Raw genomic sequence first — 9,077 nt, forward strand, 5'->3', positions numbered from 1 at the left:
CCATCGCCGAGTTGCTGTGGAAACTGCGCGGCCAGCCAACTGGTGTTGATCACCACCTCATGGATTCCGAGCGCGGCCAGGCGTTGCAGATGCCATTCGATCAGCCGCTTGCCGGCTACGGCCAGCAGCGGTTTGGGCGTGTGGTCGGTGAGCGGGCGCATGCGCTCGCCCAGCCCTGCCGCAAAAATCAGGGATTTCATGGGATTTCCCGGGCCGCCAATGCAGGTTTGATCAGCGACTCCAGCAGCGCGGCCAGTGGCGCCAGCTGCGGATGACGCGGCAGCACTTCTTCCAGATAGGCGATGAAGCGCGGCACGTCGGCGAGGTACTTGGATTTGCCGTCGCGGTAATGCAGCCGCGCGAAGATGCCCAGGATCTTCAGATGGCGCTGCACGCCCATCCAGTCGGCATCGCGCAGGAACACCGGCAGCGGTGGCACCGGGATGCCGGCGGCCTGCGCGCGCTGGTGGTAGTGCGTCAGCCAGCCGTCCACGCGCTGCAGCGGCCAGCTGAGGAAGGCGTCCTTGAACAGGCTGATCGCGTCATAGGCCACCGGTCCGCGTACCGTGTCCTGGAAATCCAGCACCGCCGGGCCGTCTGCCACCGGCATCAGGTTGCGCGGCATGAAGTCGCGGTGCACCAGCACGCGGGCCTGTGCGTGGGCGTTGTCCATCAGCCGGCGCTGCACCAGCTCCAGCTGTTCGGACTGGTCGCAGTCCAGGGTGATGCCGAGGTGGCGGCCGAGGAACCATTCCTCGAACAGCCCCGCGTCGCGTTGCAGCAGGGCCTCGCCGAACTCGCCCATCCCCGCCGGTGCGGGGATCCGCTGGATCGCCAGCAGCTGGCTGATCGCCGCATCGAAATGCGCATCGGCGTTGTCCGCGTCCAGGACCAGCGCCAGGGTCGGACCGCCGAGGTCTTCCAGCAGCAGGAAACCGTTGTCCACGTCACGCTGCAGCACCTGCGGCACACGCACACCATGGTGTTGGAACAGGTCATGGATGCGCAGCCACGGACGCACATCCTCCTTGTCCGGCGGCGAGTCCATCACGATGCGGCTGGCGCCGGTGCCCTGGCTGCGCCAGTAGCTGCGGAAGCCGGCATCGACGGAGGCGCGATGCACGGTGGCGGTGGCATCGCCCAGCGCATGACGCGCCCAGTCCAGACGTTGCTGCGCGCGGAGATCTTCGGAGGAGATATCAGGGGTCATCAGGCAGAGGGTTGCCTGCCGGTGGGACAGGCGCAAAAGGAGTCAGGACTCAGCGCTTGCCGCTGACCAGGCGCAACAGCGCAAGGATGGCGACGGCGCCGAGGATGGCGCCGAGGAAACCGGCCGGTTGCCCGGCGGTGTACCAGCCCATCTCGCGACCGAACCAGCCGGCGAACACCGCCCCGGCGATGCCGAGCACGAGGGTCAGCAGGCAGCCCATGCGGTTGTTGCCGGGCATGAAAAAGCGCCCGAGCAGGCCGACAACGAAGCCGATCAGGATGATGTACAGCCAGCTGTCGCTGCCAAACAGTCCGCTCATGTGCCCGCCTGCCATAAAGAAAGACGCAGCCTAGCAAGGCAAGGCTGCGTCCGTCATCAAGCGCTCAGGCGCTCAGCAGCAGCCGTGGCCGCCGTGGCGGGTGCCGCTGTCGGCAGCCACCGGCGAACCGCTGGTCTCGCCACGCAGGCTGGCGGCGTGGTGGTCGAACAGCACCTTGGACACGCAGGAGGTGACGCGCTTGCCCATCGGGATGTGCAGGAACTCGTTCGGACCGTGGGCATTGGAATGCGGGCCCAGCACGCCGGTGATCATGAACTGCGCACCCGGGAACTTTTCGCCCAGCATGCCCATGAACGGGATCGAGCCACCTTCGCCCATGTACATGGCCGGCTTGCCGAAGAACGCCTGGCTGGCATCGTCGATCGACTTCTCCAGCCACGGCGCCATCGCCGGCGCGTTCCAGCCGGTGGAGGCCTTTTCCAGCTCCAGGCTGACGTGGGCACCGTTCGGCGGGTCACGCAGCAGGGCTTCCTTCAGCAGTTCGCCGCAGGCCTTGCCATTGGCGGTGGGCGGCAGGCGCAGCGACAGTTTCACCGAGGTTTCCGGACGCAGCACGTTGCCCGCCGATTCCAGCGGCGGCATGCCACCGATGCCGGTGACCGACAGCGCCGGGCGCCAGGTGCGGTTGAGCACCAGTTCGGTCAGCTCATCGCTCATCGGCTTGAGGCCGTCGACCAGCGGGAACTTGTCGAAGATGGCGGTATCGACCACGTCGGCGGCGCGCTTGGCCTGTTCCAGGCGCTCGGCCGGGATCTCGGTGTGCAGGCCGTCGAGCAGGATGCGGCCGGTGTTCTCGTCCTCGATGCGCGACAGCAGCTGGCGCAGCAGGCGGAAGCTGGACGGCACCACACCGGAGGCATCGCCGGAGTGCACGCCCTCGTTGAGCACCTTGACCGTGAAGTTGCCGCCAGTCAGGCCGCGCAGCGAGGTGGTGCACCACAGCTGGTCGTAGTTGGCGCAGCCCGAATCCAGGCACACCACCAGCGACGGCTGGCCGATACGCTCGGCCAGGTGGTCGACGTAAGCCGGCAGATCGTAGGAACCGGATTCCTCGCAGGCCTCGATCAGGATCACGCAGCGGGCGTGCGGCAGACCCTGTTCCTGCAGCGCGAGAATGGCGGCCAGCGAGCCGAAGATCGCGTAGCCGTCGTCGGCACCGCCGCGGCCGTACAGCTTGTCACCGCGCAGCACCGGCTTCCACGGACCGAGGTCGTCGTCCCAGCCGGTCATTTCCGGCTGCTTGTCCAGGTGACCGTAGAGCAGCACGGTGTCGTCGCCGGTTTCCGGGCCGGTTGCCGGGATTTCCAGGAAGATCAATGGAGTACGGCCTTCCAGGCGGACCACTTCGACCAGCAGACCGGGGATGTTCTGTGCCTTGGCCCAGCGCTCCATCAGGTCCACCGCCTGGTCCATGTAGCCATTGGCGACCCAATTGGCGTCGAACATCGGCGACTTGTTGGGGATGCGGATGTAATCGACCAGTTGCGGGACGATATCGGTGTCCCACTTGTCGCTGAGAAATTGGCCGATCTTGGCGCTGTCCATCTGGAACTCCGGTAGCAATGTCAGGTGCAACCATTCTACGCCGACGGCTTGTAGGGTTTTTCCTACACGCGATCGGGTAGTTCGCTGGCTGTGTCACAGCGGTGTGACGGATACGCTGTGTTCACGTGGCGCGGGACACTGGTCTGGCCGGCGGGGATGCCGGCAACTCCAATCCAAACCACAAGGAATGCAGCGATGAAGCTTTTTACCGTGACGCTCAAGTCATTGGTTCTGGCGTTGTTGTTGACCGCATCGGCGTATGCCACGGACAAGGTCGACATCAATACCGCCTCTGCGGCGGAGCTGGACCGGGTATTGGTGAATGTCGGCCCAGCGAAGGCGCAGGCAATCGTCGATCACCGACAGGCAAACGGACCCTTCAAAAGCGTCGAGGAACTGGCGCTGGTCAAGGGGATCGGATTGAAGACGGTCGAACGGAATCGGGACCAGATCGAAGTGGGGGCCGGAGCTGCCCCCGCCAAGAAGGCTGCCACGACGGCGGCTGCCAGACCGATAGAGCGGCGCTGAGCGGAACGGAATCGCATGAGACCACAGAGGGACAGGTGGTCCAGGGAGCCCGATCGAGCCGGATGCTCACAGGCAGGATGCCGGGGGAAGGCAGGATGCCAACATGGATGTAGAGATCGCCTGGTGATGCACAGTGACGTGCAGCCGGGCGATTTTTTTTGGGGCTTATGCAGGCGGCGGAGCGTGGATCTGCCAGGCGGCCGATAGGGGGCAGCGGTGCCCGGGGATGGGAGCCCCTGCGTCCGGACCGGTGCATCTGGCCAGCATGGGGAGGCGGCGCGCTGGCGCAGCGATTGCCCGGGTGATACCAATGCGCAGGCCGGCACGTGGCCGGCGTGTCTGCACGATTCCCGACGCGCGATGGCAGAGCCGTCCCCATGGCGACGGTCTGTGGCTGACCCGGATGGTGCACGCCCTGGGAGCCAGGGCGAGCTCAGCGCCGGATCAGACCAGCCCGGTGGCGTAGTAGACGCCGATGATCGCAAACACCGCCAGGGTCTTGATGACGGTGATGGCGAAGATGTCCTTGTAGGACTGGCGATGGGTCAGGCCGGTCACCGCCAGCACGGTGATCACCGCGCCATTGTGCGGCAGGGTATCCATGCCGCCGGAGGCCATCGCCGCCACGCGGTGCAGCACCTCCATCGGAATGCCGGCGGCCTGTGCGTTGGCGATGAAGCTGTCGGCCATCGCCGCCAGCGCGATGGACATGCCGCCGGAGGCCGAGCCGGTGATACCGGCCATCGCCGTCACCGACACCGCTTCGTTGACCAGCGGATTGGGGATCGAGCCCAGCGCGTTGGCCACGACCAGAAAGCCGGGCAGGGCGGCAATCACCGCGCCAAAACCATATTCCGAGGCAGTGTTCATCGAGGCCAGCATGGCGCCGCCGATGGCCGACTTGGTGCCCTCGGCAAACGCGCTGACCACCGGCTTCCAGGCGAAGGCGATCACGCTGAGGATGCCCACCAGCAGCGCGCCCTGTACCGCCCAGATGGCGGCCATCTTCGACACTTCCTGGACCACCGGTGCCGGATTGCCGATCACCGCCGGGATGAAGGACTGGCTTTCACCGTAGAAACCGGGAATCCAGCGGGTGAACAGGTAGTTGGAAACGCCGACCAGCAACAGCGGCAGCAGCGCCACCGCCGGATGGGCCAGCGCTTCGCCGCGGAAGGGCTCCGGTTCGTTGAGCAGCGGCGCGCTGCCGGCATAGCCTTCGCCGGCGGCCATTGCGGCGCGGCGGCGCCATTCCAGATAGCCCATGCCCAGCGCCAGGATGATCACCGTCCCAATCACGCCCAGCGTCGGTGCGGCCCAGCTGGTGGTGCCGAAGAAGCTGCTGGGAATGATGTTCTGGATCTGCGGCGTGCCCGGCAGCGCGTCCATGGTAAAGGTGAAGGCGCCCAGCGCGATGGTGCCGGGAATCAGCCGCTTGGGGATATTGCTCTGGCGGAACAGCTCGGCGGCGAACGGGTAGACCGCAAACACCACCACGAACAGCGACACGCCGCCGTAGGTGAGCAGACCGCAGACCAGCACGATGGAGAGCATCGCCCGCTGTGCGCCGACCAGCTTGATGGTCGCACTGACGATGGATTTGGAAAAACCCGAGATCTCGATCAGCTTGCCGAACACCGCGCCGAGCAGGAACACCGGGAAGTACAGCTTCAGGAACCCGACCATCTTGTCCATGAACAGCCCGGTGAACATCGGCTGGACCAGCGACGGATCGGTCAGCAGCACCGCGCCCAGCGCCGCCACCGGCGCGAACAGGATCACGCTGTAGCCACGGTAGGCCACGAACATCAGGAAGCACAGGGCCGCCAATACGATCAGAAACGACATCCACGGCTCCCGGCCAATCACGTTGCCGGCGAGTATCCGCAGCCCGGACCGGGCGGCCCACTGTACGAAGGGACGATACGCGGCCGCCTAACGTCCCGTTAACGTGCGCAGCATGGCGGCATCCGCATGCCGCTACGTCATACCCGGGAGGAGGGAGACAATGAAGCGCAAGTATCTGAGCATGGCCATCGGTGGCATCCTGCTGGCGCCGGCCGCATTCGTGCAGGCACAGGAACAGAAGGCCGTACCAGCCGGCACCCAGGCCACGCAGCTGGACGAGGTGACCGTCACCGCACGCCGCCGCAGCGAGTCCATCCAGGACGTGCCGGTGGCGGTGAGCGCCTTCGGCGAGGAGCAGATCAAGGATCTGCAGGCCTCGACCGTGGAAGGGCTGCAGGGCGCCGTTCCGAACATGAACATCGCCCAGGGCCGTGGTTCGGCCAACAGTGTCAACGTCTTCATCCGCGGCATCGGCCAGCCCGACGCGCTGCAGACCTTCGATCCGGGCGTGGGCATGTACGTCGATGACGTCTACTACTCGCGCATCAACGGTGCACTGTTCTCGCTGTTCGACATCCAGCAGCTGGAAGTGCTGCGCGGCCCGCAGGCACCCTGTACGGCAAGAACTCCACCGGTGGCGCGATCAAGCTGACCACCAAGAATCCGTTCGACAACGAAGGCGGCGCGGTGGAAGTCACCGCCGGTGACTATGGCCGTCTGGAAGGCCGCTTCTATGTGTCGGGCAAGTTGAGTGACACCGTGGCTGCCAGCATCGCCGGGGCCAAGATCACCAACGACGGCTACGTGAAGGATGCCGTTACCGGCAAGCACTACAACGATGACGACACCGAGGCGCTGCGCCTGAAGCTGGCATTCAAGCCGACCGACAATTTCAGTGCGGTGCTGTCGCTGGATACCACCCGGCAGGATGCGGCCTTGACGCTGGGCCGGCCGATGGCGCCGCTGCTGCAGACCAGTCTGGCCCCGGCCGGCGTGATCGTGCTGCAGCCGGGCGAAACCGGTGAATGGAACCGTCGTGCGCAGACCTCGTTCACCGATGGCCAGGGACAGTACCTGAAGCACTCCGGTGCGTCGCTGGCGATGGACTGGGACATCAATGAACAGTGGATGCTCAAGAGCATCAGTTCCTACCGCAAGCTCAAGACCCAGTCGTACATCGACATCGACGCCTCCGAATACGAACTGGGCGACGTGCTGGTGGCGCTGGACCAGGACCAGCGCAGCCAGGAGTTCCAGCTGCATTACGACAACGGTTCCAACGTGCATGCCACCTTCGGTGCGTACTACATGAAGGAGAACGTGCCGTCGTACCAGGAAGCCTACGCCGATGACCTGTTCTCCTTCCTGGGCGCCAAGGTGCCGTTCCTGCGCACGATCCGGGACGACCTGAGCACCACCTCGACCGCCGCGTTCGCCCATCTGAACTGGGAGTTCGTACCGACCTGGACCGTGGCCGCCGGCGTGCGCTGGACCAAGGACAAAAAGGATTACGAACGCTCCACCAGCACCTTCTGGGGTGCCCCGTTCGCCAGCCTCAATGGAACGGTGGCGTTCGATGCCAGGGCCTCGTGGACGGCGGTAACGCCGTCGGTCAGCCTGCAGAAGGAATTCAGCGACGACCTGATGGGCTATGTGTCGGCCAACCGCGGCTTCAAGTCGGGCGGCTTCAATGGCCGCGCCAATACCGTCTATGACACCCAGAACGCCAAGTTCGATCCGGAATACGTGTGGACCTACGAGCTGGGCCTGAAGGGCAGCTCAGCCGACCGCCGTTTCCGCGGCAGCGCGGCGGCGTTCTATAGCAACTACAGCGACTTCCAGGCCCGTGTGTCGCAGGACGTGGGTACCTTCCCGGTGCTCAACGCGGCCAAGCTCAACATCAAGGGCATCGAGCTGGAAGGCAGTGCGCTGCTGGGCGAGGCCACCACGCTGAGCGCGCAGCTGGGCTGGATGGACGCCAAGTACGACAAGTTCGAGGACTTCCGCCTGGATCCGTCCTACCCGGGTTTCGATCCGAACGTGAGCCACGACCACGTGCCGTTCTCGCCGGACTGGACCGCCCGCGTCGCCCTGCAGCATGTGTTCTCGCTGGGTGACAACGGCAACCTGACCTTCGGCGGGGATGTCTCCTACCGGGGTGACACCTGGCTGTCGGTGGACAACCGTGCAGTGCTCAGCCAGGACGCCTATACGCTGGTCGGCGCCTACGGCGTGTGGGATTCGCCGCAGATGGCCTGGCAGATCCGCGCCGGTGTGCGCAACCTGACCGACAAGCAGTACAAGACCGAAGGCCAGGAGTTCGCCAGCGTCGGCAACATCCAGACCGCCTACTACGGTCTGCCGCGCAACTGGTACATGTCGGTGCGTTACAACTTCTGATCGGCTGATCGGAAGCAACCTCGGGCGGCGGCATGTCTGACGGCATGCCGCCGCTCTCGTATTCTGTGTCCGCCTCCGCCGATGGGGGCGATCAACGGCAAGGGGATGCGGCAGGCATGTTGAGTCTGGTCACGGTGGCGCTGGCGGGGCTGGCCTGGCTGGCGCTGATGTTCGGCACGGCGCTGTACGGCGAGCGGCGTCCGGCCGCGTTCGCACGGCATTGGCGGCATGTGTATGCGCTGTCGCTGGCGGTGCACTGCACCTCGTGGACCTTCTACGGCACGGTGACCCAGGCCAAGCGCTATGGCTGGCCGCTGCCGCCGACCTTCGTCGGCGCGATCCTGTTCTATGCGCTGGCCATGGGGGTGATGGTGCGGCTGGTGCGGCTGGCGCGCGAGACCAACGCCACCTCGCTGGCCGACCTGATCGCCGCACGGCTGGGACGCGATGCATGGCTGGCGGCCACGGTCACGCTGGTGACGGTGCTGGGCCTGATTCCCTATATCGCGCTGCAGCTCAAAGCGGTGGCGATGAGCTTCAGCATGATCACCTTCCGCTCCGCCGATGCCGGCCAGGGCGGGGCGCTGTGTCACGACAGCGCGCTGTATGTGGCGCTGGCGATGGCGCTGTTCGCGATGCTGTTTGGTGCGCGCCGGGCCAGTGTTTCCGAACACAACCGCGGGCTGGTGCTGGCGATGGCGGTGGAGTCGCTGTTCAAGCTCACCGCGATGCTGGCGCTGGGCGCGTTTGTCTGGTTCGGGCTGGGGGATCTGCCGGCGGCCGCCGTGGCGCCATCCCCTTCGCCGGCCCCGGCCCCGGCCGGCGGTTTCGTCCCGCTGGTGCTGCTGGGCGGACTGGCGATGTTCCTGCTGCCGCACCAGTTCCATGTCGGGGTGGTGGAGTGCCGGGATCCGGCCGATGTGCGCACCGCGCGCTGGCTGTTTCCGCTGTACCTGCTGCTGATCGCGTTGCCGATCCTGCCGCTGGCCCGCGCCGGCACCGCGCTGCTGGGCGATACGGTGCCCAGCGACATGTACACCCTGGCGCTGCCATTCGCCGCCGGCCATGAGGGTATCGCGCTGTTCGCATTCCTCGGTGGCCTGAGCGCAGCCACCGGCATGGTGGTGGTGAGCACGCTGACGCTGAGCCTGATGATCGGCAACCACTGGTTCGCGCCGGGGCTGCTGCGCGGGGTGTGGTCGCCGC

Annotated in this window: 9 protein-coding genes; 4 read left to right on the forward strand and 5 right to left on the reverse strand. The window is 65.8% G+C overall.

Translation table 11 applies throughout. From position 1 onward, the window contains the following. The 4 genes from JCM9942_RS06660 to JCM9942_RS06675 all read right to left on the reverse strand — a co-directional run. Nucleotides 1-200 (reverse strand): nucleotidyltransferase family protein (locus tag JCM9942_RS06660; RefSeq protein ID WP_157722806.1); only part of this gene is annotated, 200 nt, incomplete at its 3' end. Next, complete coding sequence (locus JCM9942_RS06665) at nt 197-1,210, reverse strand: aminoglycoside phosphotransferase family protein (protein WP_054658603.1); 1,014 nt, start codon at nt 1,208-1,210, stop codon at nt 197-199. The genes JCM9942_RS06665 and JCM9942_RS06660, both read right to left, overlap by 4 nt. Before the next feature lie 49 nt (nt 1,211-1,259). After that, nucleotides 1,260-1,529, reverse strand: a complete 270-nt coding sequence (locus JCM9942_RS06670; protein ID WP_054658605.1) for a GlsB/YeaQ/YmgE family stress response membrane protein — start codon at nt 1,527-1,529, stop codon at nt 1,260-1,262. Between the two features lie 72 nt (nt 1,530-1,601). Further along, entirely contained in the window at nt 1,602-3,095 is a 1,494-nt protein-coding gene (locus JCM9942_RS06675; protein ID WP_054658607.1) for a M20 family metallopeptidase, read from the reverse strand. 195 nt (nt 3,096-3,290) lie between these two features. Between JCM9942_RS06675 and JCM9942_RS06680 the strand changes: the two genes are divergently transcribed. Next, a complete protein-coding gene (locus tag JCM9942_RS06680; RefSeq protein ID WP_054658609.1) occupies nt 3,291-3,623 on the forward strand; it encodes a ComEA family DNA-binding protein in 333 nt (110 codons plus the stop codon). Nucleotides 3,624-4,067: 444 nt separating this feature from the next. On the opposite strand, the gene JCM9942_RS06685 is transcribed toward JCM9942_RS06680, so the two are convergent. Then, nucleotides 4,068-5,471, reverse strand: coding sequence for a GntP family permease (locus JCM9942_RS06685; protein ID WP_054658611.1), 1,404 nt, complete (start codon nt 5,469-5,471; stop codon nt 4,068-4,070). A 160-nt stretch (nt 5,472-5,631) separates the two neighbouring features. Between JCM9942_RS06685 and JCM9942_RS20060 the strand changes: the two genes are divergently transcribed. From JCM9942_RS20060 to JCM9942_RS06695, 3 genes are all read left to right on the forward strand, one after another. Further along, nucleotides 5,632-6,123, forward strand: coding sequence for a TonB-dependent receptor plug domain-containing protein (locus tag JCM9942_RS20060; protein ID WP_256202316.1), 492 nt, complete (start codon nt 5,632-5,634; stop codon nt 6,121-6,123). Nucleotides 6,124-6,158: 35 nt separating this feature from the next. Continuing rightward, entirely contained in the window at nt 6,159-7,871 is a 1,713-nt protein-coding gene (locus JCM9942_RS06690) for a TonB-dependent receptor (RefSeq protein WP_256202317.1), read from the forward strand. Between the two features lie 116 nt (nt 7,872-7,987). Continuing rightward, nucleotides 7,988-9,077, forward strand: a 1,090-nt coding sequence (locus JCM9942_RS06695; protein ID WP_484600200.1) for an SLC5/6 family protein, incomplete at its 3' end; no start/stop codon positions are given.

Origin of the sequence: Stenotrophomonas pictorum JCM 9942 (assembly GCF_001310775.1) — a bacterium.
In the GTDB taxonomy this organism is placed as follows: domain Bacteria; phylum Pseudomonadota; class Gammaproteobacteria; order Xanthomonadales; family Xanthomonadaceae; genus Stenotrophomonas; species Stenotrophomonas pictorum.